1 protein-coding gene is annotated in these 1,073 nt (G+C 62.4%); it reads left to right on the forward strand.

Going from position 1 to position 1,073, the window contains the following annotated elements; all coding sequences use genetic code 11:
• Positions 1-1,073: NAD-dependent DNA ligase LigA (ligA, locus tag ENZ74_RS32685; RefSeq protein WP_127313330.1), on the forward strand; the 1,073-nt coding region annotated here is incomplete at both ends.

Here is a 1,073-nt window from a genome sequence, read left to right on the forward strand (position 1 = left end):
GTGTTCATGCAGGGCGCAACGCGTGGCAACGGCGCCGTCGGCGAAGACATCACCGCCAATTTGAAGACGATTGCCGATATTCCAGCGAGGCTGAAAGGTTCGGACTGGCCCGAAACCATTGAGATCCGTGGCGAGGTCTACATGACCTATGCGGAATTCGAGGCGTTGAAGCAGCGGTCGGCGGCGGTCGGCGGCCAGGACTACGTCAATCCGCGCAACACGGCGGCCGGTTCGCTGCGCCAGAAGGATCCGTCCGTTACCGCCAGCCGCAACCTCAAATTCTTTGCCTATGCCTGGGGCTATACGACAGCGGATCCGGCTCCGACCCAATATGATTCGGTGCAGAAATTCGCCGAGTGGGGGTTCAAGATCAGTCCGCTGATGGTGCGGGCGAAATCGGCCGACGAGTTGATCGCGCATTATCATCGGATCGAGGAGCAACGTTCGGCACTTGGCTATGATATCGACGGCGTCGTCTACAAGGTCGACCAGCTGGAATTGCAGCGCCGATGGGGGTTCGTCACCGGTGAGCCGCGCTGGGCCGTCGCGCACAAATTTCCGGCCGAACAGGCGATGACGACTGTGCAGAAGATCGACATCCAGGTTGGCCGTACCGGCACGCTGGCGCCGGTCGCGCGGCTGGCGCCGGTCACTGTCGGTGGCGTCGTGGTCGAGAATGTCACGCTGCACAATGAGGACTACATCAAGGGCCTGGACAGCACCGGCCAGCCGATCCGCGACGGCATCGACGTGCGCATCGGCGATACGGTGGTGATCCAGCGGGCAGGCGATGTCATTCCGCAGATCGTCAGTGTCGTCATCGACAAGCGGCCGGCCGATGCCGTGCCATACGAATTCCCGCATACCTGTCCGATCTGCGGCTCGCCGGCGACGCGCGAGATCAACGAGAAGACCGGCAAGGAAGATTCCCGCCGCCGCTGCACCGGCGAGCTGATCTGCCCGGCGCAGGCGGTGGAAGGATTGCGCCACTTCGTGTCGCGCGGTGCCCTGGACATCGAGGGGCTGGGGGCCGAGAACATAGATACGTTCTTCAATGCGGGATTGATCAAGAC

It is taken from the genome of Mesorhizobium sp. M7A.F.Ca.CA.002.15.2.1 (genome assembly GCF_003998715.1).
Lineage (GTDB): Bacteria > Pseudomonadota > Alphaproteobacteria > Rhizobiales > Rhizobiaceae > Mesorhizobium > Mesorhizobium ciceri.